The organism is Pseudomonas sp. HMSC063H08, from assembly GCF_001813645.1.
Taxonomy (GTDB): Bacteria; Pseudomonadota; Gammaproteobacteria; order Pseudomonadales; family Pseudomonadaceae; genus Pseudomonas; species Pseudomonas aeruginosa.
Map to the genome: position 1 here is coordinate 31711 of NZ_KV813458.1, position 23820 is coordinate 55530.

The 23820-nt window shown below is 67.1% G+C and carries 21 protein-coding genes; 10 read left to right on the forward strand and 11 right to left on the reverse strand.

What is annotated here, in order from left to right; genetic code table 11:
* A partial coding sequence (locus HMPREF2924_RS35525) for an Ig-like domain-containing protein (RefSeq protein WP_141765546.1) occupies positions 1–1627 on the reverse strand: 1627 nt, incomplete at its 3' end.
* 500 nt (positions 1628–2127) lie between these two features.
* On the opposite strand from HMPREF2924_RS35525, the gene HMPREF2924_RS15940 reads away from it, so the two are divergent.
* Together HMPREF2924_RS15940 and HMPREF2924_RS15945 are read left to right on the forward strand one after the other, a co-directional pair.
* On the forward strand, positions 2128–3150 hold the full coding sequence (locus HMPREF2924_RS15940; protein ID WP_003088098.1) for a transporter: 1023 nt from the start codon (positions 2128–2130) through the stop codon (positions 3148–3150).
* 60 nt (positions 3151–3210) lie between these two features.
* Positions 3211–4002 (forward strand): EcsC family protein, encoded by a 792-nt coding sequence (locus tag HMPREF2924_RS15945; protein WP_003106675.1) that lies wholly within the window; start codon positions 3211–3213, stop codon positions 4000–4002.
* Between the two features lie 126 nt (positions 4003–4128).
* On the opposite strand, the gene lasA is transcribed toward HMPREF2924_RS15945, so the two are convergent.
* From lasA to fan1, 8 genes are all read right to left on the reverse strand, one after another.
* Complete coding sequence (lasA, locus tag HMPREF2924_RS15950; RefSeq protein ID WP_023094773.1) at positions 4129–5385, reverse strand: elastinolytic metalloprotease LasA; 1257 nt, start codon at positions 5383–5385, stop codon at positions 4129–4131.
* Between the two features lie 283 nt (positions 5386–5668).
* Complete coding sequence (locus HMPREF2924_RS15955; protein ID WP_003088094.1) at positions 5669–6094, reverse strand: hypothetical protein; 426 nt, start codon at positions 6092–6094, stop codon at positions 5669–5671.
* A 282-nt stretch (positions 6095–6376) separates the two neighbouring features.
* Positions 6377–6616, reverse strand: a complete 240-nt coding sequence (gene acpP, locus HMPREF2924_RS15960) for an acyl carrier protein (RefSeq protein WP_003132735.1) — start codon at positions 6614–6616, stop codon at positions 6377–6379.
* A gap of 167 nt (positions 6617–6783) precedes the next feature.
* On the reverse strand, positions 6784–9114 hold the full coding sequence (gene gspD / locus HMPREF2924_RS15965; RefSeq protein WP_023094774.1) for a type II secretion system secretin GspD: 2331 nt from the start codon (positions 9112–9114) through the stop codon (positions 6784–6786).
* Positions 9101–9628, reverse strand: coding sequence for a type VI pilus biosynthesis protein (locus tag HMPREF2924_RS15970; protein WP_003113617.1), 528 nt, complete (start codon positions 9626–9628; stop codon positions 9101–9103). Before HMPREF2924_RS15970 ends, gspD begins: the two co-directional genes overlap by 14 nt.
* A 141-nt stretch (positions 9629–9769) precedes the next feature.
* Positions 9770–9979 carry a hypothetical protein gene (locus tag HMPREF2924_RS15975; protein WP_003088087.1) on the reverse strand — a complete coding sequence of 70 codons (210 nt, stop codon included), beginning with the start codon at positions 9977–9979 and terminating at the stop codon, positions 9770–9772.
* A gap of 89 nt (positions 9980–10068) precedes the next feature.
* Positions 10069–12345, reverse strand: a complete 2277-nt coding sequence (locus HMPREF2924_RS15980) for an ATP-dependent DNA helicase (RefSeq protein ID WP_003132738.1) — start codon at positions 12343–12345, stop codon at positions 10069–10071.
* Positions 12338–14017 (reverse strand): nuclease Fan1, encoded by a 1680-nt coding sequence (gene fan1, locus HMPREF2924_RS15985; RefSeq protein WP_003132740.1) that lies wholly within the window; start codon positions 14015–14017, stop codon positions 12338–12340. The genes HMPREF2924_RS15980 and fan1 overlap by 8 nt, the downstream gene beginning before the upstream one ends.
* A gap of 133 nt (positions 14018–14150) precedes the next feature.
* Here fan1 and HMPREF2924_RS15990 point away from each other — a divergent pair, with 133 nt between their 5' ends.
* From HMPREF2924_RS15990 to modC, 4 genes are all read left to right on the forward strand, one after another.
* Positions 14151–14801 (forward strand): TetR/AcrR family transcriptional regulator, encoded by a 651-nt coding sequence (locus HMPREF2924_RS15990; RefSeq protein ID WP_003088072.1) that lies wholly within the window; start codon positions 14151–14153, stop codon positions 14799–14801.
* A 115-nt stretch (positions 14802–14916) separates the two neighbouring features.
* Positions 14917–15672: a molybdate ABC transporter substrate-binding protein gene (gene modA, locus HMPREF2924_RS15995; RefSeq protein WP_003098213.1), complete on the forward strand. Its 756-nt coding sequence runs from the start codon at positions 14917–14919 to the stop codon at positions 15670–15672.
* 12 nt (positions 15673–15684) lie between these two features.
* Positions 15685–16371, forward strand: coding sequence for a molybdate ABC transporter permease subunit (modB, locus tag HMPREF2924_RS16000; protein WP_003088068.1), 687 nt, complete (start codon positions 15685–15687; stop codon positions 16369–16371).
* A gap of 1 nt (position 16372) precedes the next feature.
* Positions 16373–17458, forward strand: a complete 1086-nt coding sequence (gene modC / locus HMPREF2924_RS16005) for a molybdenum ABC transporter ATP-binding protein (RefSeq protein WP_003098212.1) — start codon at positions 16373–16375, stop codon at positions 17456–17458.
* 21 nt (positions 17459–17479) lie between these two features.
* Here modC and HMPREF2924_RS16010 read toward each other — a convergent pair whose 3' ends face one another.
* Entirely contained in the window at positions 17480–18307 is an 828-nt protein-coding gene (locus HMPREF2924_RS16010; protein WP_003132742.1) for a class I SAM-dependent methyltransferase, read from the reverse strand.
* Between the two features lie 85 nt (positions 18308–18392).
* Between HMPREF2924_RS16010 and HMPREF2924_RS16015 the strand changes: the two genes are divergently transcribed.
* Positions 18393–19280, forward strand: coding sequence for a LysR family transcriptional regulator (locus HMPREF2924_RS16015; protein ID WP_003088060.1), 888 nt, complete (start codon positions 18393–18395; stop codon positions 19278–19280).
* Between the two features lie 8 nt (positions 19281–19288).
* Positions 19289–20110: an aminoglycoside phosphotransferase family protein gene (locus tag HMPREF2924_RS16020; protein WP_003088058.1), complete on the forward strand. Its 822-nt coding sequence runs from the start codon at positions 19289–19291 to the stop codon at positions 20108–20110.
* Here HMPREF2924_RS16020 and HMPREF2924_RS16025 read toward each other — a convergent pair whose 3' ends face one another.
* The gene (locus HMPREF2924_RS16025; RefSeq protein WP_003088056.1) at positions 20111–21565 is read right to left on the reverse strand and encodes a TrkH family potassium uptake protein; all 1455 of its coding nucleotides are present in this window, start codon (positions 21563–21565) and stop codon (positions 20111–20113) included. It abuts the gene before it with no gap.
* A gap of 177 nt (positions 21566–21742) precedes the next feature.
* Between HMPREF2924_RS16025 and HMPREF2924_RS16030 the strand changes: the two genes are divergently transcribed.
* Both HMPREF2924_RS16030 and HMPREF2924_RS16035 read left to right on the forward strand, forming a co-directional pair.
* Entirely contained in the window at positions 21743–22666 is a 924-nt protein-coding gene (locus HMPREF2924_RS16030; RefSeq protein WP_003088054.1) for a DUF808 domain-containing protein, read from the forward strand.
* A gap of 345 nt (positions 22667–23011) precedes the next feature.
* Positions 23012–23820 (forward strand): cbb3-type cytochrome c oxidase subunit I (locus HMPREF2924_RS16035; RefSeq protein ID WP_177344961.1); only part of this gene is annotated, 809 nt, incomplete at its 3' end.

The following is a 23820-nucleotide window of genomic DNA, read 5'->3' on the forward strand; positions in this document are numbered from 1 at the left end:
TGAAGCTCCAGTTGCCGCTGCCATCGGCGGTGACCTGCCCTATCGGGTTGCCGTTGCCGTCGGTCAGGGTCACGGTGGCGCCCGGCTCGGCGGTGCCGCTGAGCGTGGTGCCGTTGCTCGGGTTGACCACTGGCGTGGCCGGTGCCACGGCGTCCACGGTGACGCTGGCCGGCGAACTGGCGTTGCCGGACGGGTCGGTAGCCGTGGCGTTGACCACCGTGCCGTTGGGCAACGGTGTGCTCGGGGTGAAGGTCCAGTTGCCGCTGCCGTCGGCGGTGACCTGCCCTATCGGGTTACCGTTGCCGTCGGTCAGGGTCACGCTACTGCCCGGCTCGGCGGTGCCGCTGAGGGTCGTACCGTTGCTCGGATCGACGGTGGGCGTGGCCGGCGCGACGGCATCCACGGTAACGCTGGCCGGCGGACTGCTGTTGCCGGCGGCATCCCTGGCCACCACGTTGACCACGGTACCGTCCGGCAACGGGGTGGACGGCGTGAAAGACCAGTTGCCGTTGGCATCGGCGGTGGTCTGGCCGATCGGATTGCCATTGCCGTCGGTCAGGGTCACGCTGCTGCCCGGTTCGGCAGTCCCGCTGAGTTCGCTGCCGTTGCTCGGCTCGACCACCGGCGCGCTCGGCGCCACGCCGTCGACGGTGATGGAGGTCGCCGGGCTGCTGTTGCCGGCGGCGTCCCTGGCCACCACATTGACCACGGTGCCATCCGGCAGTTGGCTACCGGGGGTAAAGCTCCAGTTGCCGTTGGCATCGGTGCTGGTCTGGCCGATCGGATTGCCGTTGCCGTCGGTGATCACGATGGTCACGCCCGCTTCCGCCGTACCACTGAGGACGCTGCCGTTGCTGGCATTGACCTGGGGCGCGTCGGGGAAGTCAGGGGCTTCGGCGGTGACCGGGGTGCTGCTGTTGCCGGCCGGGTCGGTAACGATCACCGTCACCGTCTCGCCATTGGTCAGCGGCGGGTTCAGCGGAGCGGTGAAATTGCCGTTGGCATCGGCGATCACGGTGAGGTCCGGCTTGCCGTCGCCATTGGTATCGATGCCGACGCTCGCGCCGGCCTCGGCCTGGCCGCTGATGCTGCTGCCGTCAGGCGCTATCTTCAGGCCGCTGGCCGCCTTCGGCGGAGTGGTGTCCGGGGGCACCGAAGAACCGCCGCCACCGCCGCCGCTGCTGTTGGAAATCGCCACCCCGGCGCCGATGGCCGCCGCACCGACCAGCAGCGCAGTCCCTGCGCTCATGCCACCGAGCACACCGGCGCCGGTCAGCGACTCGAAACCGGCCAGGCTTTCCTGCGGGATGTAGCCGGCCATCAGCGGCCCGTCGGCAGCGACCGGCGGCAGATCTACCGCCACCAGCTTGTCCTTGTCGGCCAGGAACAGTTGGCTGGAAGGCTGGCCTTCCGCATAGAAGTTGGCGATCCGGACGCTTTCCCCGGTCTTCAGCTGGACGATCAGGTCCGAACCGCTCTTCGAGTATCCCGCCACCGACTCCGGTGCGACATCGAGCGCGATATTACTGCTCTGGGAGAGTTTGAGTATCCCGTTTTCCGGAACCTCGACGGCAGCCGCAGAAGAAATACTCTGATCGATAGGGGTAACTTTCGCCTGGATCGACATTTCCGACATTCCTCTTGTCAAGCAGCGACCGAACGGCCGCACCATGTAATCCAGAAATAGCAGCTTTTAAATAAAAGGCGAGTCTGACTTTATATATAACGACTAAGAAAACCCCTATGAAAAATTCAATTTAGATAACCCCTGGAAAACATGCAGCCATTTAGCCATCACACGCCTATCTAATTGATAAACAATATATAATCAAAAAGTTATAATACTTTATAAACAACCCCCATCACCTGGCACGGCAAATCGAATAAATAACCCAGCGGGCAAATATCAGAACTCTACGATGCGTATTTCATAAAAAACCGGGAGAAATGAAATAGCACTTCCCGGCACCTCGTAGTTCGTCGGCGCGAGGCGACGGCAAGACGCCCCCGACAGTTCCAACGGAAAGCATCGCCGGGCATCCCGCGAAGCGGCCTTCATCGTCCTGCAATCAAAGCGTCATCGTCACGATGCCAAGTTATCCAACCGATCCTCTCCCGCGAGCGACCATGCATCACGGTATCTCCCCGCCCCAGGACGCCGACCTGTTCGGCCTGATCTACGGTTTCCGTTTCCGCCCCGGCGAAGCGGGGCGGGAAATCGACTCGGCTACCGCCCTCGCCTGCCTGCGGCAGGCTCGCGAGGAGGCGCCGGACGAGTTCCTCTGGCTGCACCTGAACCTCGCCCATGCCGCCTGCGAGCGCTGGATGAAGAAGCATCTGGAACTGCCGGAGTATTTCTTCGAAAGCCTGCGCGAAGGGTCGCGCTCGACGCGCATCGAACACGTCGACTCGGCGCTGCTGGCAGTGGTCAACGACGTGGTCTTCAACTTCGGCCTGGTTTCCTCGGACGTGGCCACCCTGTGGGTCTGCGCCCGCGGCCGGCTGCTGGTCAGTGCACGAGCGCAACCGCTGCGCTCGGTGGACAAGCTGCGCTCTTCGGTGAAGCATGGCGAACCTTTCCGTTCACCCCTGCAGTTGCTGATCCACCTGTTGCGCGACCAGGGCGACGTGCTGACCCAGATCGTCCGCGAAACCAGCGTCGCAGTGGACCGCATCGAGGACCAGCTACTGGCCCTGCGCCTCTCCGCCAACCGCGCCGACCTCGGCGCCATGCGGCGCGTGCTGGTACGCCTGCAACGCCTGCTGGCGCTGGAGCCCGGTTCGCTGCTGCGCCTGCTAAACCGACCGCCGGAATGGCTACAGGATGCCGACCTGCGTGAGCTGCGCGAAGCCACCGAGGAGTTCTCCCTGGTGATCAGCGACCTGACCGCCCTGGGCGAACGGATCAAGCTGCTGCAGGAAGAGATCGCGGCCAAGCTCAACGAACAGAACAACCGCATCCTCTTCACCCTGACCATGGTCACGGTGCTGGCCCTGCCGATCAACATCGTCGCCGGCTTCTTCGGCATGAACGTCGGCGGGATTCCCTTCGCCGACGATCCTGAAGGCTTCTGGATCATGCTCGTGCTGGTCGCCAGCTTCACCTTCCTCGCCGGCCGCTGGGCCTTCCGCAAGCGCGGCGACTATTGAGCGTGGACAACGCCGGCGGACAGTGGTTAGGTTGACCGACCACCGTCAGCCGGACCTTCCATGAGCCTTTCCCCCGCCGATCTCAAGCAACTCCAGGCCGCCAAGAACCTGCTGGAGAACCCTGGACTCACCGCGCAACTCACCAGCCTGCTGGGCACGCCGATCGAATACGGCCTGAAGAAGCTGCCGCGGAAGGTCAACGAGAAGCTCGGTTCGGTGATCGAGGGAGCGCTGCTGAAAGTCGCCCGCTCGGCCACCGCCACTCTCCAGGAAAACGCCAGCGGTCAACCGGCGAACCGCCTGCATACCCTCGGCGCCGCCGTTTCCGGTGGCGTCGGCGGCTTCTTCGGGCCGCTGGCGATGCTGGTCGAGGTGCCGGTCACCACCGGCATCATCTTCCGTTCCATCGCCGACATCGCGCGCAGCGAGGGCGAGTCGATCAGGGACATGGACACCCTGATGGCCTGTATCGAAGTCTTCGCCCTCGGCGGCAAATCCGCCTCGGACGACGCGTCGGAGTCCGGCTACTACGCGGTGCGTACGGCGCTGGCCCAGCAGGTCAAGGCGGCCGCCGACTTCCTCGGCAAGGACGCCGGCAGCAAGAAGGCCGCGCCCATGCTCCTGGCCCTGGTGCGCAAGGTCGCCGAGCGCCTGGGCGTGCAGTATTCGGAAAAGCTCGCGGCGCAGATCGTGCCCATCGTCGGCGCCCTCGGCGGCGCGGCGATCAACACGGTGTTCATGAACCATTTCCAGGCCATGGCGCGCGGTCACTTCGTCGTCCGCCGCCTGGAGCGCCACTACGGCAAGGATGTGGTTCGCGACGCCTACGCCCTGCTGCCACGGCGCGGCTGAGCATGCCGGCCCACGCGGTCAGCTTGGCGCCGGGCGCGGCGGCAGCGACGCGCCAGGTGTTCAGCGCCGTTTCGCTCGCGGCGGAGCCTCGCGCGGAGCCCGGCTGGAGCCGGGCCCCGCGCCGACTCAGAGCGCCAGGCCGGGGTTGTACAACGGGCGGAAAGCGCAATGGGTGGTGCCGGCGCTCTGGTTGTAGAAATAGTAGCGGCGACAGTCATTGTCGTAGTTGCTGGTGCCGACGTTGATCCGGTACGGACCGAAGCTGGCTCCCTGCAGGGAAACGAAGGCGCCGTTGTAGAGCAGCGAGAAATGCAGGTGCGGTCCGGTGGAGCTGCCACCCTCGCAGAGCGCGGTGTTGATGTTGCTGGCATAGACGCCGAGCTTGGTGTCGGCGCTGACCTGCTGGCCGTTGCTCACCTGGATCTGGTCCATGTGGTAGTAGTTGGTCGCCCAGCCGCTGGGGTGGGTCACCCGTACCTGGCAGCGCGACAACACCCGTACCGTGCCGGCGTGGGCGGCGACCACGCTGTAGGTCGCACTGCCCCAGCGCGGCCAGTCGTAGGACGCATCGAAGGACGAGTACGGATAGCCCGAGCCGGTGTTCGAATGCGCTCCGTTGGGCTGCCAGGAATAGCCCTGGCGCCAGGGCAATTGCATCAGGTTGGATGGCGGCGCCAGCGCGGCCTTCGCCTGGAGTTGCCGGGCCACGCGGTTGCGCGGCTGCAGGAGTTCCGCGGCCGGGGTGCCGAACAGGCGCTGGAAGGTCTGCGCGTAGGCGCCGAGCGGATTGCCGCCTTGCACGGCGGAGGCCTTCGCCCCCTCTCGCAACAGACCGAGCAGCGCGGCCGATGCCGCGTTCAGGCCGTCCTCGCCGACGGCCTTGCGCGCAGCCGCCTGGCGCAACTGGTATCCCTCGAAACCGTAGTAGCGTCGCGACAACTGCTGCAACACGTCGCGTACCTGGGCATCGAAGCCGCGTTTCGCCGACAGCCGCCCCAGCGGCGCCGCCAAGGCGCGCTCGTCCGGCGCACCCAACGGCCCGGACTGCATGGCCATCAGGGTCAGCAACACTTTCGGGTTGATGCTGTAGTAGCCGCTCCAGTGCTCCAGGTATTCGCTCTTGTCGCGCAGCGCCGGCGCGTTCAAGGCCAGGTAGGCCTCGAGGTCGAACGCCTCGGCGTCGCGACCGTAGAGGAACAGTTCGTCATTCAGCGGCAGGGCCACGCTGGGCAATTGCAACTGGCCGAGTAGCTCCGCCGAATAGCGGAAGGCCGGCAGGCCATCGTCATGGGCGTTGGCCGTGCCGCCCACGGCGAGCGCCAGCAGGGCGAAGAGGAACGGCGAGCGCGGGCTCGCCAGGGCGCGGGATCTTTTGTGCTGCATGGGTAGCTCCTGGTCATCGAAGGGAAACCTTGAAAGCCAGCAGCCCGGCGACATCGCCTCCGACGGGATAGCCTGGTCCGCTCCGCCGGTATTTCGCCCAGGCCGGGTTGCACGCCGCAGGACCGTGCAACGCCGTCACCCGGGAAGACAACTATCAGCTTTTGCAGTAAATCCGGTGCCCCGCTCCATCCGGCGGTAAAGCGTGCGGCAGCGCACCACAACCGAGCCGAATCGATCACAGAACGCCAGGCGCCGGAAATACTTCGATACAGTCTGCGCGCGCTCAGCGCTCCTCGGTGGAGGAGCCGTCGAGCGGATCGCGACGTGCCAGCTCGGCTTCGTCGAGGCCGTGGCCAGCGCCGATCTCGTTGCCATGCACGACCCTCAGGCGCTTGTCCGCGGGCGATTCGCCACCGCGCTCGGCCGGCGAGCGGGCACCGCTTTCATCGATCAGGGTCTCCGGCGCCAGATCGTCCATGCCGACGTTATCCTGGTAACCGTCGTCCTCGTCCGGCTGCCCGCCGGCGTGGCCCGCCTCGCGTACCCGCCGCGGGGAAAACTCGGCTTCCACCTCGGCCTCGGGCCGCTCGTCGCCGATCCGTGCCTTGCGCGCCTGGCGGCGCTCGTCGAAATCGAGTTCGCGTATCGAACCCATGCGGTCCTGAATGTCGTCGATTTCCTGGGGTGTGGTTTTCCGTCGTGTAGCCATGGCGACCTCCGTTACGAATGGCGAGCGCGCACCGCGAATGGCGCAACGCCCCTGTCCGGTCGACCGGCGAGGCGCCGGAAGATTCAGGAAATCCAACCGACGGCGGCTGCCTCGCTACCGCGGTGGCGGGCAAAAAAAAGCCGGATCGGCCCGGGGCGGGCTGGACGATCCGGCGTAATCGAAGCGCGGGACGTCGCGCACCTTGCCGCCGGCACGGGCGGGAGGTGGCGCACAGCGTTTCGCAGGGAATGACCACGGCATCGGCCGGTGGTCCAGGGGGAGTCAGGTCGGCACGGCTTCCTCGAGATAGTCGATGGCCTGGCGCACGGTCTCGATCCGTTCCGCATCGTCATCGGCGATCTCGACGCCGAACTCCGCTTCCAGGGCCATGACCAGTTCGACCACCTCGAGCGACTCGGCACCGAAGTCGTTACGGAAATCGCTGTCCAGCCGGATGTCGCATTCCTCCACGCCGAGCCGGGCGGCTACCAGCTTCCTCACTCTGGTCTCGATGTCGTCCATGCATTGCGGTCCCACTGCCCGGCCCTGGAAAAAAGTGCGGCTACTAAAGCCTCCGTCCCCGCCAGCGACAACTGCCAGATCTGGCAGTGGCGCTGCGCCGGAGCGCGGCCGCCGCAGCGCGCCGGTCAATCCGGTGGACGAAGCGCGACGCAAGGATTCGAAGTCCGTCACAGGGCGCTTCCCGGCGTATGCGCAATCACCCGCGCCTTCCCTCGCGGCAGGCTTTCGGGCAGTTCCGCCAGGGCCCGGCGTGCCTGCTCCGGGTCGAGGTAGTCGCCCCGCTCCACCGCGAACAGCTCCTGGCCATCGCGCAGTTCGCGGCGCAAACGCAACGACAGGCCCGGATGCCGCTCGATCAGCGCGCGCATGAAGGCTTCGCTGCTGCCCTCGACCAATCGCACGGCGTAGCGCTGGGGTGACGGCGGCTGCGGCGCGTGCGTGCCCTGGCGAACCTCCAGCACCTCGCCGCCGCGACCGTCGCCCAGGGACGCCGGGTCCGCCAGGCGCGGCTTCTCCATCAGCACCGGGGCTGGAGCCGGATAGCTGCGCGGCGAGCCAATAGGTGCCGGTGCGACGTGGGCGGCGGGACGCAGGTCGATGGCGCCGGCATCCTCGAACAGCGGGCGTACCGGTTCGCCGGCAGCACCGCGCAGCAACTGGATGGAACGGTAACGGCCATGGCTGATGCGCTCCAGGCCGGCGGCATCGCGGACGATGCTCGGTCGCAGGAAGACCATCAGGTTGCGCTTCACCCGGGTCTCGCGGGACGAGCGGAACAGCCGGCCGAAGCCGGGGATGTCGCCCAGCAGCGGTACCCGCGAATCGCTGCGTAGCAGGTCGTCCTGGATCAGTCCGCCGAGGACGATGACCTGGCCGTCGTCGGCCAGTACGGTGCTCTTGATCGAGCGCTTGTTGGTCACCAGGTCCACCGCCTTCGCCGCCAGGGTGGCGGTTGGCGCGATGGAGGATATTTCCTGCTCGATCTCAAGGCGCAGCATGCGGTCCTCGCCGATGTGCGGCGTGACCTTGAGGGTCACCCCGATATCCTTGCGCTCGACAGTGGTGAACGGATTGCTCGAACCGCTGGCGCTGGTGGTGTAGCTGCCGGTCTGGAACGGCACGTTCTGGCCGACCAGGATTTCCGCCTTCTGGTTGTCCAGGGTCAGCAGGCTCGGCGTCGACAGCAGGTTGCTGCGGCTATTGCGGCTCAGCGCGGTGACCAGTGCGCCGAAATCGCGACTGCCGAGGCCGACTATCGCACCGTCGGGCAGCTCTGCCGGCGGCTTGCCGGCCTGCAACGCGCCTAGCAGGGTGCCGATGGACAACCCGCTGTCGGCGAAGCCAGCGCCGCCGGCGACATGCCCGCTACGCAGCGCCCATTGCACCCCGAGGGCGTCGCCGATCTCGCCGGACAGCTCGACGATCGCCGCCTCCACCAACAGTTGCGCACGCGGCACGTCGAGCTGGCGGACGATGTCCTCGAGCAGACCGACATCCTCCGGGTCGGCGAGGATCACCAGGGCATTCAGCGATTCGTCGGCGCGCACCAGCAGGCCGCGCTTGCCGCTTCCCCGTCCATCCTGGCCCCGCTCGCCGCGCAGCGATTCGCCGATCTCCCCGAGGGTGGCGGCGAGGGTCTTGGCGTCGCCATGGCGCAGGCGGATCACCCGGCTGTTCGCCGACCGCGACGAGGGGACGTCGAGCGACTGCGCCAGCCGCAGCAAGCGCGCTCGCGCCTGCGGCGGCCCGAGCAGGACCAGGCGGTTGCTGCGGCTGTCGGCGAGGACCTGGACGGTGGCGGCGCTCTTCCCGGCGGCCGGGGTGACGCTGCGATCGAGCACCTCGGCGATTTCCGCGACCCAGGCATGGCGCATGTCGTAGATGCTGTAGTCATGTTCGCCGGCCCGGTCGAGGCTGCGCACGATCGCCTCGATGCGCTCGATGTTGGCGCGGCGGTCGCTGACGATCAGCGCGTTGGCCGACGGCACGGCGGCCAGATGGCCATGGGCCGGGACCAGCGGCCGGATCATCGGGATCAGTTCCGCCACCGAGGTCTGCTGCGCCTGGACCACCCGCGTCTCCAGGCTGCCCGGCCCATCGCGGACGGTCTTCTGCGCGGCGTCCTGGCGTGCCTCCATGTTCGGCACGATACGCGCCTGGTCGCCCTGCGGCAGCACCGCGTAGCCATGGGTGGCGAGCACCGAAAGGAACAGTTGGTAGACCTCCGCCAGGCTGAGCCGCGCCTGGGATACCACCGTCACCCGTCCCTTCACCCGCGGATCGACGACGAAGGTCTGGCCGCTGATGCTCGATACCTGCTCGATGAAGTCGCCGATCTCGGCATCCTTCATGTTGATCGTCCACTGCTCTTCCTCTTGCGCGGCGGCAGTCGCGGCAGGTGCCGGATGGACCGGCGGCGCCAGGCCGAGGACGGCCAGCGACAGGACCAGGAACAGCGGAGACAGGCGCTGGGCGGAACGGGTACTACAACGTGGCATGGGTGGTTTCTGCCCCTTCGGCTTTGGGGAAATACAGACGTTCTTCATAACCCTGGTCGCGCAGCACCACATGGTCGCGATGAACCGCCAGCAGCACGGTGCCGGGGCGCACTTCGGCGCCCGGCAGGAAGCGCTGCGAGCGCCCGGCCACCGCGATCAGCGCCGCCGAGCGGTCCTCGCGACGCGCCAGGAAGCAGGCCAGCAGGCGTAATTGCAGACGCTCGCCCGCCGTCGCGCCGCGCGGCGACGGAGCGCCACCGAACAAGCCGGCTAACGCCGCGCGCGGGGCCGCTGAAGGGTTGGCTGGCGGCGCCGGGGCCGCTGCGGCGGGCAATTCCGCCAGCTCGCGGCGCAGCGAGCGCGTCTGGCTGGCCAGGCTGGCGCTGAGCAACGCCAGCAGCAGCACGCAAAGCACAGCGGGCGCATGCCCGGCCAGGCTGCGCAGGGAAACGAAAGACGATGGAAGGTGACGCGACATGCAGCAGGCGGATTCCGGCAAACGGGCGCGCTGCATCGACGCGGCTCGCCCAGGGGCGGCGAGCATAAGGGATGGGGCTGCGACCTACGGCCGCGAAAGGGCAAAACTGTTAAGGCTGCCCGCTTTGATCCTTCGTGGCGGGAACTGGCCCACAAAACGCCAGGCGCGGGAAAGGCCTCAGCGCTTGCCCATCGAACGACGGGTACCGCGCGGCGCCATGCCGGGACGCTGGCCCTTGTCGTGGATCTTCCGCTGCGGATAGAGCTGGGCCTGGTTCTTCTTCGCCAGGGCGGCCTTCAGCAACGCGCTGGCGTCGCTCGGCGCGGCCTGGGCCGGAGCGTCGTCGGAGGAAAGGGCCTGGGGAAGAGCGTCGGGAGCGGAAGCCATGGCGTATCCGGATCGGGGGAAATCGTGGGGACGCGATTATACATGGCTGCCCGGCTGTCCGGCAGCACCTGCCGGCGTATCGCCACCGGTCAACGCAGTTGCCACCAGCCCGGTAGCAACCGGCGCACCCTGGCCTGGGCGAAACGGTCGTCGATCAGGTGCACCACGCCGCGATCGCTGCGGCTGCGGATCACCCTCCCGGCGGCCTGGACCACCTTCTGCAGTCCCGGATACAGGTAGGTGTAGTCGTAGCCGTCACCGAACAGGCGCTGCATGCGCAGGCGGATCTGCTCGTTCACCGGATTCACCTGGGGCAACCCTAGGGTGGCGATGAAGGCGCCGATCAGGCGCTCTCCAGGCAGGTCGATGCCTTCGCCGAAGGCACCGCCGAGCACGGCGAAGCCGATGCCCTCGCCGCCCGCGACGAAGCGTTCGAGGAAGGCCCGGCGCTCCGCCTCGTCCATCCGTCGCGTCTGGCTCCAGCACGGCACCCACGGGTATGCCTGGCGGAAGACGTCCAGCGTCTGCTGCAAGTAATCGAAGCTGCTGAAGAAGGCCAGGTAGTTGCCCGGCCGCTGGCGAAACTGCTCGCCGAGAATCGCCGCGATGGGCGCCAGGGAGGCCTGACGCTGCGCATAGCGCGTGGAAACCCGACGCTGTATGTGCACCTCCAATTGCTCGGCGCTGAATGGCGAGTCCACTTCCAGCCAGGGCGTGCCCGCCGGCAGGCCAAGCAGGTCGGCGTAATAGTCGCGCGGCCCGAGGGTAGCGGAGAACAGCACGGTGGAGCGGCTGGCGGCGAAGCGCTCGGCGAGAAACGCCGCCGGCACCACGTTGCGCAGGCACAGCCGGGCCAGGCTGCGGCCGTTGCGGCCTGGGCGCTTCTCGATGTCGAACAGCGAATGCTCGCCGAACAGCTCGGCGAGACGGCCGAACTGCAGGATCGCGAAGTAGAACTCCTGCAACGCCGGCTCCAGCGCCTGCGGTTGCTCGGCGAGCAGGTCGTTGATCGCCGCCACCGCGTTCTGCAAGGCCAGGAGCAGCTTCTGCGGTGGCTCGTCGTAGGCCTGGTAGTCGTCCGCCTGGGTCTTGCCCAGTTCGTTCCAGGCACGCTGGATGCGCTCCAGCGGTTTCCTCAGGGCCTCCGGGGCGGTCTTGCGCACACCGAGGAAATCGCCCTGGTCGAGTTCGGCGGAATACATCCGCCGGCCGCGCTCCACCAGGTTGTGCGCCTCGTCCACCAGTACCGCCACCCGCCACTGGTTGACCTGGGCCAGGCCATGGAGCATGGCGCCGAGGTCGAAGTAGTAGTTGTAGTCGCCCACCGCCAGGTCGCACCAGCGCGCCAGTTCCTGGCCCAGGTAGTAGGGACAGACCCGGTGCGCCAGCGCCACCTCGCGCAACCGCGCCTGGTCCAGCCAGCGCGCCTCCACGGCGGCGGCGCGTGCCGCCGGCAGGCGTTCGTAGAAGCCCTGGGCCAGGGGACAGGACTCGCCGTGGCAGGCCTTGTCCGGATGCTCGCAGGCCTTGTCCCGCGCCAACAGTTCCAGCACCCGCACCGGCAGTCCGCCGGTCTCCCCTTCCAGGCTGCGCAGGGCATGCAGCGCGAGGGCCCGGCCCGGGGTCTTGGCGGCCAGGAAGAACAGCCGGTCCAGGCGCTGCCCGGGCATCGCCTTGAGTTGCGGGAACAGCGTGCCGATGGTCTTGCCGATCCCGGTCGGCGCCTGGGCCATCAGGCAACAACCGGCGGAGGCGGCCTTGTACACCGCCTCCGCCAGTTGCCGCTGGCCGTGGCGGAATTCGGCGTGGGGAAAGCGTAACGCGGCCAGTTCGCGGTCGCGCCGCTGGCGGTGCGCCAGTTCCTGCTCGGCCCAGGCGAGAAACGCCTGGCACTGGCTCTCGAAGAACAGCCGCAGCTCGTCGGCCCGCACCCGCTCGACGAAGCGGGTCTCCTTCTGGCTGCCGACCTCCAGGTAGACCAGCGCCAGTTCGACTTCCTCCAGCTTCCGTTCGGCGCAGAGCAGCCAGCCGTAGACCCTGGCCTGGGCCCAGTGCAGGTGCCGGTGGTTGGCCGGTTGCAGGGCGAGGTCGCCGCGGTGGGTCTTGATTTCCTCCAGGCAGTTCGCCTGCGGATCGTAGCCATCCGCCCGGCCGCGCACCTGCAAGTGACGATAGCGTCCGTCCAGCGCCACTTCGCGCTGGTAGTGAGCGGGGCGCCGGGAGGTCACCAGGGTATGTCCGGCGATGCCTTCCAGGGCGCTGGGCGACGGGGTGAAGCGCAGGTCGAGGTCGCCGCGCTTGGCGCTGAACTCGCAAAGCGCGCGCACCGCCACCTGGTACAGCGCCTCGCCGCCCTGCTCAGTCATCGACATGCCAGCGCACGTAGCAGACCGCCACCGGCATCTCCCGCTCGCGGCAGAATTGCAGCCAGCGCAACTGGTTGTCCTGCAGGCGGTCGCCCGGTCCCTTGACCTCGACCATCCGGTAGCGACGCTGCGCCGGCCAGAACTGGATCAGGTCCGGCAGGCCGGCGCGGTTGCCCGGGATATCCTCCAGCAGGCGTTCGAACCAGGCGCGCAGGTGGGCCGCCGGCAGGCAATCGAGCGCCTGTTCGAGCAGTTCCTCGCCAAGCAGCTCCCAGTAGACGAAAGGCGACTGCAGGCCGAACTTGTCGCGGTAGCGACAGCGGATCGCGTCGCGGTAGCTGCCGTCCTCCAGCCGCCCCAGGCAGGCCTCGAACAGGGCGGCGCGGCGCTGGCGGAAGTCGGCGCTGTGCAGGTCCGCCGGCGCGCTGTGGAAGGGATGGAAGAACGCCCCAGGAATGGCGGCGAAGATCGCCTCCCAGCAGAGCAGCCCGAACAGCGAATTGATCAGGCCGTTCTCGACGTAGTGCACCGCGCAACCGGGCTCTTCCAGGTGCTCGCGGACCGCCCCCTCGACGCTACAGGGTTCGCTCGGGAACGCCAGGCACAGGTCCAGGCGTTCGATTTCCGGAGCCGCCGCCCGCGCCTGTCGCGGCAGGCCGAGCTTGCCTTGCAGGCGCGGCAGCAATCGGGCCAGGCCCTGGCGTTCGGCGTCGCTTTCCGGCGCACAGCTGGCCTCCCGCGCCAATGCATGGGCTTCGGCGAAGCGCTCGCCACGTTCCAGGCTGCGAATCGCCCGCAGGCGCGCGCCGGGGTGGCTGGATTGGCGATAGAGCCGCTGGGCTAGGTCGAAATCCCGCTGCTTTTCGCAGTACTGGGCGAACTGGAACAGCAGCTTGACCCGCCGCCCTTCCAGCCAGGGATTGGCGTAGGGTTCGCCCGGCAGGCCGGCGAGCAGTTCCTCCAGCGGCTCGCCGAGGTCGAAGCGCTGTCGGCAGTCGAACAGGTGGAGATAGGCGTCGACGTCGGCGCGCAGGCGAAAGCCGCGGGAATCGGCGGAAAACTCGACGCTTTCGTAACGATAGATGCCCAGGTCGGCAAGGACGAACTCCGACCAGTCCTGCCACAGGTTGCCGAAATACATCAACCGCAAGCGGTCGCAGAGCGCCATGCAGCGCAACTCGTAGACCGGTTCGGCGAAGTCGGCCTGCCACTCGGCGAGCCGCCGCGCCTCGGGGAACAACGGCTGGAGCCGTTCCAGCAGCGCATCCTTGCGCAGGTTCGCGCGCCCGAGATGGTCCCTGAACAGCTGCGACAACTCATCCTTCTTCAGCAAGCCGAACAGTTGCGCCAGTTCCAGGGCCGGCTGCGCGTCCACCCAGCCCAGTGCCAACAGCGGTTGCACGGCGGCGCGCGTGTCGCCGATCTCGGCATAGGCCAGCTTGCCTTCGCGGAACAGCGTGCCCTTGCGCATCACCATGCGCACCAGCAGGGCTTGGCTAGCCTCGGGCAATTCGGCGAACGCGGCGATGAAGGCACGTTCCTGATCGTCGAGCAGATCGGCATAGCGTTCGCCGATCCAGGCGAGCACCGCGCGGAAGTTGTGCAGGTAGTAGAAGGGTTCGGGAAGCGCTGGGGAATTCACGGGAAGCGGAGCCTGGCACTGTTCATGCATACAGATACCAGCGCCCCCACGGCTTGGCAATGCGCATCCGATCAAGCGTCGCCGGCCTGGCGACGACTATCCAGGCACAAGGCATTCGTTATATAAAAATATTAACAACGAAACCTGCCCCGTATCGGTCCCGATGAAGAAGATCCGCCAACGCAACCTGCAACTGATCCTCGACGCCGCCTGCGAAGTCTTCGCCGACTGCGGCTTCAGCGCCGCCCGGCTCAGCGACGTCGCCGAGCGCGCCGGCGTGGCGAAAGCCAACGTGCTCTATTACTACCGCTCCAAGGCGCAACTCTACGAGGCGGTGCTGGACAGCATCGTCGAGCCTCTGCTGGAAGCCTCCCGGCCATTCGCCGGTGACCAGCCGCCCGCCGAGGCGCTACGCGCCTACGTCGACAACAAGATGCGCATCGGCGCCGAGCGGCCGCACGCGGCCAGGGTCTTCTCCTGCGAGATCATGCGCGGCGCGCCGCGCATGCCGGCGGCGCTGCTGGAACGCCTCGACGCCCAGGCGGAACGCAACGCCGAGCGCATCCGCCAGTGGATCGACGAAGGCCTGCTGGCGCCGCTGGATCCGTACCACCTGCTGCTCAACCTGTGGGCGATGACCGAGTCCTATGCCCTTGGCGGCTGGCAACTGGCGCGCCTCACCGGCCAGGCCGGGCTGGACGCGAGCGACTACCGGCAGGCGGCGGAAAACATCGTCCGCCTGGTCTGCGCCGGCTGCCTGGCACTCCCCGGCGAGGCCGCGCCGCGTCGGCGTTTCCGCGCGCTGGCCGGCTGAGCGACTTGCGCCAGATCAATTTCCGCGTAGCGCTATATTCCAAAAGCCATAGCGAACCCCTAAGCTTGCGCCAGCCCCGTCCGCCAACTTCGTTCGCCCCCCACAGGAGCACTCCATGACCACCCGCCTGCCCCAGCTGTTGCTCGCCCTCCTCGCCAGCGCCGTATCCCTGGCCGCCAGCGCCGACGAGGTGCAGGTCGCCGTCGCGGCCAACTTCACCGCGCCGATCCAGGCCATCGCCAAGGAATTCGAGAAAGACACCGGGCACAGGCTGGTCGCCGCCTACGGCGCCACCGGCCAGTTCTATACGCAGATCAAGAACGGCGCGCCGTTCCAGGTGTTCCTCTCCGCCGACGACAGCACTCCGGCGAAACTGGAGCAGGAAGGCGAGATCGTGCCCGGCTCGCGCTTCACCTATGCCATCGGCACCCTGGCACTCTGGTCGCCCAAGGCCGGCTACGTCGACGCCAAGGGCGAGGTGCTGAAGAGCGGCAGCTTCAGGCACCTGTCCATCGCCAACCCGAAGACCGCGCCCTACGGCCTCGCCGCCACCCAGGCGATGGACAAGCTCGGCCTCGCCGCCACGCTCGGGCCGAAGCTGGTGGAAGGCCAGAACATCAGCCAGGCCTACCAGTTCGTTTCCAGCGGCAACGCCGAACTGGGCTTCGTCGCCCTGTCGCAGATCTACAAGGATGGTAAAGTCGCAACCGGCTCGGCCTGGATCGTTCCCGCCGAGCTGCACGACCCAATCCGCCAGGACGCGGTCATCCTCAACAAAGGCAAGGACAACGCCGCCGCCAAGGCCCTGGTCGACTACCTGAAGGGCGCCAAGGCCGTCGCGCTGATCAAGTCCTACGGCTACGAACTCTAAGGCGGGACCTGCATGGCGTTGCCACTCGACAGTACGGACCTGGCGGCCATCTGGCTGACCATCGAGCTGGCTTCGCTCACCACCCTCCTCCTGCTGCTGATCGGCACACCCATCGCCTGGTGGCTGGCGCGCACCCGCTCCTGGCTGAAGGGGCCGATCGGCGCGGTGGTGGCCCTGCCGCTGGTGCTGCCGCCGACGGTGATCGGCTTCTACCTGCTGGTCAGCATGGGTCCCAACGGTTTCATCGGCCAGCTCACCCAGAGCCTCGGTCTCGGCACCCTGCCCTTCACCTTCGCCGGCCTGGTGGTCGGCTCGGTGTTCTACTCGCTGCCCTTCGTCGTGCAACCGTTGCAGAACGCCTTCGAGGCGATCGGCGAAAAACCGCTGGAGGCTGCCGCGACCCTGCGCGCGAGCCCCGTCGACCGTTTCTTCAGCGTGGTCCTGCCGCTGGCCCGGCCGGGTTTCGTCACCGCCGCGATCCTAGGCTTCGCCCATACCGTCGGCGAGTTCGGCGTGGTGCTGATGATCGGCGGCAACATCCCGGAGAAAACCCGCGTGGTCTCGGTGCAGATATTCGATCACGTCGAAGCCATGGAATACGCCCAGGCCCACTGGCTGGCCGGCGGCATGGTGGCGTTCTCCTTCGTCGTCCTCCTCGCCCTCTATTCGGGCCGGCGCCGCCGGCCGGGCTGGGCCTGAGATGGATGGCCTGCGCCTGCGCTTCCGCCGCGCCTACCCCGGCTTCGAACTGGACATCGACCTGGCTCTTCCCGGTCGTGGCGTGACCGCTCTGTTCGGCCATTCAGGCTCCGGCAAGAGCACTTGCCTGCGCTGTATCGCCGGCCTGGAAAAGGCCGCCGAGGGCGAGGTGACGATCAACGGCGAGACCTGGCAGGACAGCCGCCGCAACCTCTTCGTCGCGCCCCACCGACGTGCCCTCGGCTACGTGTTCCAGGATGCCAACCTGTTCCGCCACCTGACGGTGCGGCGCAACCTGGCCTTCGGTCTCAAGCGCATCGCCGCCGCCGAACGCCGCGTCGAGCTGGAACAGGCCTGCGCCCTGCTGGGCATCGAGCACTTGCTGGAACGCATGCCGGAACGCCTCTCCGGCGGCGAGCAGCAACGCGTCGGCATCGCCCGGGCCCTGCTCACCAGCCCGCGCCTGCTGCTGATGGACGAGCCTCTGGCATCCCTCGACCTGAAGCGCAAGGGCGAGATCCTGCCCTATCTCGAGCGCCTGCATGAGGAACTGGACATCCCGGTGCTCTATGTCAGCCACTCGCCAGACGAAGTGGCGCGCCTGGCCGATCACCTGGTGCTGCTGGAGAACGGCAAGGTCCGCGCCAGCGGGCCGATCGGCGAAACCCTGGCGCGAGTCGACCTGCCGCTGGCGCTGGACGACGATGCCGGGGTGGTGATCGAAGGCACGGTCAGCGACCACGACCCGGCCTACGGCCTGCTGACCCTGGTCCTGCCCGGCAGCGCGCTGCAAATGCGCGTCGCCCACGCCCCGCTGGCCCCCGGCAAGCGCCTGCGCTTCAAGGTACAGGCGCGCGACGTCAGCCTGAACCTGCGCGACGACGCCCAGAGCAGCATCCTCAACCGCCTGCCGGTACGGGTCCTGGAATTGGTCGATACCGACACCGCGGCCCACGTACTAGTGCGCCTGGATGCCGGCGGCAATCCGCTGCTGGCGCGGATCACCCGTTACTCGCGGGACCAGCTGCAACTACGACCCGGCCAGCTGTTGTGGGCGCAGATCAAGTCGGTGGCGGTGCTCGCCTGACCCCGGCCTCGCCTGCGGCGCCTAGACCCTGGGCCAACGGTAGCGGATCAGCCGCCCCATCCGCCGCAGGAAGGCGAAGCCGTTGTAGATCGGCAGCATCAGCCGCGACGACTGCGGCAGCTTGGCAACGTCCTGCGGGTCATAGTCGGTGACCTCCTCGATGAAGCGCAGGGCCGGATGCCACCGCTCGAGTTCGCGCGGGTCGTCGATGCTCCAGTACACCTGCGCCCCGGTCTCGCGCAGCGGCGGATACAGGCGCAGCAGCATGATGCCGAGGCGGCCGTAGCCGTCGAACAGCAGCTCGCCGCTACCCAGGTGGTCGACCAGGCGTTCCACCAGGCGTCGCACCTGGGACTCCCGCAGATAAGGCATCAGCCCCTCGGCCAGGACCAGGGCGGGCCGCTCGCGCGGCACCCCTTGCAGCCAGCCGTCGTCGTCCACCGAGTGGCGCAGCGCCCGATAGGCGCCGGCGCGCGGCGGGTAGAGCCGCTCGCGCAGGTCCATGACCTCCGGGTAGTCAAGGTCGAACCAGGGCAGCTCGGCCGGCGGATCGACCCGGTAGATACGGCTGTCCAGGCCGCAACCGAGGTTGAGCACCTGCCCCTCGGGATGGCGGCCGAGGAAGTCGCGGCAGGCCTGGTCGAAGTAATGCGAGCGCATGGCCAGGGCCCGTTCGTTGCCCTTGCCGAGGGCGACCCTGGAGAAGTCGAAGTCGATCTGCCGCACCGCCTCCTCGGCGAAACGGTCATGGAGGATGGAATCGTCCAGGCGGCTATCCAGCGCCTTGGCGTAGAGGGTGATCAGGAGCGTCTGCTTTTCTCCGGTGAGGGTGATGCGGTGGCCGGGCATGAAAACCTCCTGCGGGCACGCGTGCCTCTTCAGTCCTTGCCGAAAACATCGCTATGCTTCGGCAATGATTGCCCTGGAGTCACGAATGAAAGCCAACTCCGATGAACTGCAAAGCTTCGTCAGTGTAGTCGACAGCGGTTCCATCAGCGCCGCCGCGGAACAGATGGGACTGACCGCCTCGGCCGTCAGCCGGACCCTCTCGCGCCTCGAGCACAAGCTCGGCACCACCCTGCTCAACCGCACCACCCGGCGCATGGAGCTGACCGAGGAAGGCCGCTACTTCCTCGACCAGGCACGGCAGATCCTGCAGCAGATGGAGGCGCTCGAGGAACGCCTGGCCCTGCGCCGGCAGAGCCCCGCCGGGCGCCTGCGGATCAACGCCGCCTCGCCCTTCATGCTGCACGCGGTGGTGCCGCACATCGGCGAGTTCCGCCGGCTGTACCCGAACATCCAGCTCGAACTCAACACCAACGACCTGATCATCGACCTGTTGGAGCAACGCACCGACGTGGCGATCCGCATCGGCGCGCTCAGCGACTCCACCCTGCACGCGCGGCCGCTGGGCGCCAGCCGCCTGCACATCCTCGCCAGCCCGGAGTACCTGGCCCGCCACGGCATGCCGACGAGCATCGAGGGGCTGCGAGGGCACACCCTGCTCGGCTTCACCCAGCCCGAGCACCTCAACCGCTGGCCGGTGGTGCACGCCGACGGCGATCGCCTGGAGATCCAGCCGGATATCTCTGCCTCCAGCGGCGAGACCCTCCGCCAACTGGCCCTGAGCCACCAGGGGATCGCCTGCCTGGCCAGCTTCATGACCGACCGCGATATCCAGGACGGGCGCCTGGTGCCGCTGTTCGCCGAACAGATGAGCGAATACCGGCAACCGATCCACGCCGTCTACTACCGCAACTCGCAACTGGCGCTGCGCATCCAGTGCTTCCTCGACTTCATCCAGCAGCGCCTGGGCGCCTGAGACCGACCGTGAACGAATCCCTCGATTTCTCGCCCTACCTCGAGCGCTGGGCGTTGCAACCCGACGGCGAGCCCTTCGCCACCCACAGCAGCCGCCTGCTGCCGGTGCGCCATCGCGGCGCAGCGGCGATGCTGAAGATATCCAGTGCCGAGGAAGAGCGTTTCGGCCACGTACTGCTCAACTGGTGGGACGGCCAGGGCGCGGCCAGGGTGCTGGCCTACGACCACCAGGCGCTGCTGATGGAGCGTGCCACCGGCGGGCGCTCGCTGCTGGAGATGGTCAAGCGCGGCGACGACGACGAGGCTACGCGTATCCTCTGCCAGGCCATCGAACGCATCCATGCCCCGCGCCCGGGTCCGTTGCCGGAACTGACCCCGCTGGAGCGCTGGTTCGACTCGCTGTATGCCGCCGAGCGCCGCTACGGCGGGCTCTACGTCGACTGCGCGAACGCCGCCCGCTACCTGCTGGAGACCGCTCGCGAACAGCGCCCGCTGCATGGCGACATCCACCACGGCAATGTGCTCGACTTCGGCGAGCGCGGCTGGCAAGTCATCGACCCCAAGCGGCTCTACGGCGAGCGCGGCTACGACTACGCCAACCTGTTCACCAATCCCGACGCGAAGACCGCCCAGGCGCCCGGCCGTTTCGAGCGCCAGCTGGAGATCGTCGTCGCCGCCAGCGGCCTGCAACGCCGCCGCCTGCTGCTGTGGATCCTGGCCTGGACCGGACTCTCGGCGGCCTGGTTCGACGAGGACGGCAGCCGCGAGGAGACCGACGCCGAGCTGGCCATCGCCCGCCTGGCCCTCGCCAGCCTGTCTCGCGAAGGCTGATCAGAAGCGCCAGAACGCGCGGGTGCACAGCACCAGTACGGTGAGAATCTCCAGCCGACCAAGCAGCATGCCGAGGGTCAGCAGCCACTTGGCCATGTCCGGCAGGCTGGAAAAGTTTCCCGCCGGTCCGATAATCGGCCCGAGCCCGGGCCCGACGTTGCACACGGCGGTCGCGGCACCGGTGAACGCGGAGACCCAGTCGAGGCCGAGCATGGTCAACCCCAGTGCGATCACGCCGATGGTGATGGTGAAGAAGAAGGAAAAGGTGATCAGCGAGCGGACGATTTCCTCGTCCAGCGGATGGCCGTTGTAGCTTTGCCGGATGGTCGCCCGCGGATGCACGAGGTTCTGCAGGTTGGCCCTGAGCAACACGAAGGCCACCTGGAAGCGGAAGATCTTCAACCCGCCGGCGGTGGAGCCCGAGCAACCGCCGACGAAGGTGAGGTAGAAGAACAGCATGACCGCGAAGGTTCCCCAGGTGGTGTAGTCGGTCAGGGCGAAACCGGTGGTGGTCACCACCGACGTCACGTTGACCGCCACCAGGCGCAGCGCATCCCACCAGCCGTAATCGGAATTCAGCCAGAGCCAGAAGGCGAAAACCAGCCAGGTCACCGCCAGGAAGCCGATGAAGCCATGCACCTGGTGGTCCTTGAGCAAGGCCAGGCGATGGCCGCGCAGGGTCGCGACATAGAGGGTGAACGGCAGGCTGCCGAGGATCATGAACAACACGGCGACCCAGTGCACCGCCGGTTGCGGCCAGTGCGCGAGGGAAGCGTCGGAGGTGGAGAAGCCGCCCGTGGAGATGGCGGCCATCGAATGGTTGAACGCCTCGAAGGGGGTCATGCCCGCCCACCAGAAGCACAGCACGCCCAGCAGCGTAAGCGCGACGTAGACGCCGAGGATGTACTTGGCCGCCATGTGCGAGCGTGGCATCACCTTCTCGCCCCAGTCGGAGGATTCGGTCTGGAACAGGCGCATGCCGCCGACACGCAGCAGCGGCAGGATCGCCACCGCCATGCCGATGAAACCGATGCCGCCGAGCCAGTGCAACAACGAGCGCCAGATGAGGATGCCCGGCGACATCTGGTCCAGCCCGCTGAACACGGTGGAGCCGGTGGTGGTGATGCCCGACATGGTCTCGAAGAACGCATCGGTGTAGCTGATGTGCCGAGCCATCACCATCGGCAGCGCGGCGAAGGCGCAGACCACCACCCAACTGGCGGTGGTCAGGAAATACATGTGCCGGGCACGAAAATGCACGTGAGCCGGCCGTCCCGGCAAGACCAGCGCGAGGCCGGCAGCCGCGGTGAGCAGGCTCGACCAGAGGAAGGCGTCGAAATCGTCGTAGCGCTGGAAGAGCGCCAGCGTCAGCATCGGGATCAGCATGCTGGCCGCCAGGGTGACCAGGAAAAGCCCGAGGATGAATCCCACCAGGCGGAGCAGGGAAAAGCTCATTCCATAACGACCTGTTTCAGCAGAGGCGGACAGCCGCGTATTCTAGCCGCCCACGGGGCGGCTTCGGAACCATCTCAGGGGATCGCCTATCCCAGGAATCGAAGGTTCTCTGTTCGCTGACACCGTTCCATTGTCAAATAGGCGTCTCGCGCCCCCTACCAGTAAGGAAACCCAAACATGGCCGGAGCCAGCCTCCTCACCCTCCTCGACGATATTGCCGCGGTGCTCGACGACGTCTCGCTGATGACCAAGGTCGCCGCGAAGAAGACCGCCGGCGTTCTCGGCGACGACCTGGCGCTGAACGCCCAGCAGGTCACCGGGGTCAACGCCGACCGCGAACTGCCGGTGGTCTGGGCGGTAGCCAAGGGCTCGCTGCGGAACAAGGCGATCCTCGTCCCCGCCGCCCTGCTGATCAGCGCCTTCGCGCCCTGGGCGGTGATCCCGCTGCTGATGCTCGGCGGCGCCTACCTGTGCTTCGAGGGCTTCGAGAAGATCGCCCACAAGTACCTGCCCCATGACGACGAGCACGCCGACGAGGCAGCGCTGGCGGCCAATGTCGACGTGGCCGCCCTGGAAAAGCAGAAGATCGGCGGCGCGATCCGTACCGACTTCATCCTCTCCGCGGAAATCATCGCCATCACCCTCGGTACCGTCGCCGAGTCCAGCTTCACCACCCAGGTGCTGGTGCTGGTCGGCATCGCCCTGGTGATGACCATCGGCGTCTACGGCCTGGTCGCCGGCATCGTCAAGCTGGACGACGCCGGCCTCTATCTGTCCAAGCGCGACAGCGGCTTCGCCCAAGGGCTCGGCGGCGCCATCCTGCGCACCGCGCCGTACCTGATGAAAGGCCTGTCGGTGGTCGGCATGGCGGCGATGTTCATGGTCGGCGGCGGCATCCTCACCCACGGTATCCCGGTGGTCCACCACGCCATCGAACAGGCCGCGCAGAGCGTCGCCGGCATCGCCACGCTGGGCCCGTTGCTGGCGGCGATCACCCCGACCCTGCTGAACTTCCTGTTCGGCATCGTCGCCGGCGCGGTGGTGCTGGCGGGGGTGCTGCTGGTCAAGCGCCTGCTGCCGAAGAAGAAAAAGACTGGCTGAGCCTGCCATCGCCGACAGCGCCATCGCGGAGGGCGGATAGCCGCCCTGGCGCACATCCCACGAAGCGGTTGTGCGCCCTGCCCCGGAAGTCCCCCTCCGCTTCAATTCAATAATTTTGCACTGTAATAGCAACATTATTCGTTGGAGACGAATAATGCTCCCCTCCTAGAATGTCCACCAGTGCCATGAGCCGTCTGTTCCGAGCCTTCCAGACGAAGATCCGACCTCCGCACTCCATCGACCCGGCAACGGGATACCCAGAAAAATACCGATAACCCAACGAGGACCCGAGGGTCGCGCCTGCTCGCCAGCCGGCCGGACCCGGGGCCCGGCGTGCCAGCGACCATGAACGATACGGATAGCAGAAAAGATCCGGACGGCTACAACTACGACGTCGTCCGCCAGTTCACCCTGATGACCCTGGTCTGGGGCATCCTCGGCATGGGCCTGGGGGTGTTCATCGCCGCCCAGCTGGTCTGGCCGGCGCTCAACCTCGACCTGCCCTGGACCAGCTTCGGCCGCATCCGCCCGATCCACACCAGCCTGGTGATCTTCGCCTTCGGCGGCAGCGCGTTGTTCGCCACCTCCTTCTACGTGGTGCAGCGCACCAGCGGCGTGCGGCTGATTTCCGACGCCCTGGCGCGCTTCGTGTTCTGGGGCTGGCAGGCGGCGATCGTGGGGATGATCGTCAGCTACCCGCTGGGCTACACCACCTCCAAGGAATACGCCGAGATGGAATGGCCACTGGCGCTGTGGATGGCCATCGTCTGGGTGGTCTATGCCTACCTGTTCTTCGGCACCATCGCCCGCCGCAAGGTGAAGCACATCTACGTCGGCAACTGGTTCTACGGCGCCTTCATCATCGTCACCGCGATGGTCCATATCGTGAACCATGCATTGCTGCCGGTGAGCCTGGGCAAGTCCTACTCGGCCTATTCCGGCGCCACCGACGCGATGATCCAGTGGTGGTACGGGCACAGTGTGGTCGGCTTCATCCTCTCGGTCGGCTTCCTCGGCATGATGTACTACTTCGTGCCCAAGCAGGCCGGGCGACCGATCTACTCCTATCGCCTGTCCATCGTGCATTTCTGGGCGATCATCTCGATCTACATCTGGGCCGGTCCGCACCACCTGCACTACACCGCGCTGCCGGA

Excerpts from the sequence above, each read along its gene's own strand:
- gspD (WP_023094774.1), bottom strand. The coding sequence starts at position 9,114 with ATGCCACGTTGTAGTACCCGTTCCGCCCAGCGCCTGTCTCCGCTGTTC.
- HMPREF2924_RS15980 (WP_003132738.1), bottom strand. The coding sequence starts at position 12,345 with ATGACTGAGCAGGGCGGCGAGGCGCTGTACCAGGTGGCGGTGCGCGCG.
- HMPREF2924_RS15990 (WP_003088072.1), top strand. The coding sequence starts at position 14,151 with ATGAAGAAGATCCGCCAACGCAACCTGCAACTGATCCTCGACGCCGCC.
- acpP (WP_003132735.1), bottom strand. The coding sequence starts at position 6,616 with ATGGACGACATCGAGACCAGAGTGAGGAAGCTGGTAGCCGCCCGGCTC.
- modC (WP_003098212.1), top strand. The coding sequence starts at position 16,373 with ATGGATGGCCTGCGCCTGCGCTTCCGCCGCGCCTACCCCGGCTTCGAA.
- modA (WP_003098213.1), top strand. The coding sequence starts at position 14,917 with ATGACCACCCGCCTGCCCCAGCTGTTGCTCGCCCTCCTCGCCAGCGCC.
- HMPREF2924_RS16025 (WP_003088056.1), bottom strand. The coding sequence starts at position 21,565 with ATGAGCTTTTCCCTGCTCCGCCTGGTGGGATTCATCCTCGGGCTTTTC.
- lasA (WP_023094773.1), bottom strand. The coding sequence starts at position 5,385 with ATGCAGCACAAAAGATCCCGCGCCCTGGCGAGCCCGCGCTCGCCGTTC.
- HMPREF2924_RS16030 (WP_003088054.1), top strand. The coding sequence starts at position 21,743 with ATGGCCGGAGCCAGCCTCCTCACCCTCCTCGACGATATTGCCGCGGTG.
- HMPREF2924_RS15940 (WP_003088098.1), top strand. The coding sequence starts at position 2,128 with ATGCATCACGGTATCTCCCCGCCCCAGGACGCCGACCTGTTCGGCCTG.
- fan1 (WP_003132740.1), bottom strand. The coding sequence starts at position 14,017 with ATGCATGAACAGTGCCAGGCTCCGCTTCCCGTGAATTCCCCAGCGCTT.
- HMPREF2924_RS15955 (WP_003088094.1), bottom strand. The coding sequence starts at position 6,094 with ATGGCTACACGACGGAAAACCACACCCCAGGAAATCGACGACATTCAG.
- modB (WP_003088068.1), top strand. The coding sequence starts at position 15,685 with ATGGCGTTGCCACTCGACAGTACGGACCTGGCGGCCATCTGGCTGACC.
- HMPREF2924_RS15975 (WP_003088087.1), bottom strand. The coding sequence starts at position 9,979 with ATGGCTTCCGCTCCCGACGCTCTTCCCCAGGCCCTTTCCTCCGACGAC.
- HMPREF2924_RS16010 (WP_003132742.1), bottom strand. The coding sequence starts at position 18,307 with ATGCCCGGCCACCGCATCACCCTCACCGGAGAAAAGCAGACGCTCCTG.
- HMPREF2924_RS15970 (WP_003113617.1), bottom strand. The coding sequence starts at position 9,628 with ATGCAGCGCGCCCGTTTGCCGGAATCCGCCTGCTGCATGTCGCGTCAC.
- HMPREF2924_RS16015 (WP_003088060.1), top strand. The coding sequence starts at position 18,393 with ATGAAAGCCAACTCCGATGAACTGCAAAGCTTCGTCAGTGTAGTCGAC.
- HMPREF2924_RS15945 (WP_003106675.1), top strand. The coding sequence starts at position 3,211 with ATGAGCCTTTCCCCCGCCGATCTCAAGCAACTCCAGGCCGCCAAGAAC.